Below are 373 nucleotides of genomic sequence, written 5' to 3'. Positions count from 1 at the left end.
ACGATGTTTTCAATACAGCTGCTGCCATGCAAGCTCTGGGCGCCTGTATTATTAAAAAAGATGATCTCTGGATTATTCGAGGAACCGGAAATGGCTGCTTGTTAGCCGCACAAAAACCTTTAGATTTCGGAAATGCGGGAACAGGTGCACGCCTGGTTATGGGAATGGTTGGACCTTACCATATGAAAACGACCTTTATTGGTGATGCCTCTCTTTCCAAACGCCCAATGGCACGTATTCTTGATCCACTGCAATTAATGGGTGTGGAAATTGAAGCAACCCATGGCAACTATCTCCCTTTAACACTTTATGGTCCGAAAATGACTAACCCAATTTGCTACCGTATTCCTGTGGCTTCTGCTCAAGTTAAATC

General features: G+C 44.2%; 1 protein-coding gene. It reads left to right on the top strand.

The annotated features are described in order from the left end of the window. A partial coding sequence (locus ACFIO5_RS11820) for a carboxyvinyltransferase (protein ID WP_522729893.1) occupies nucleotides 1-373 on the top strand: 373 nt, incomplete at both ends.

The organism is Bartonella sp. AA86SXKL (genome assembly GCF_042196885.1).
The sequence above is the reverse complement of the archived record's forward strand: the minus strand, read 5'-3'. Positions and strand labels throughout refer to the sequence as shown.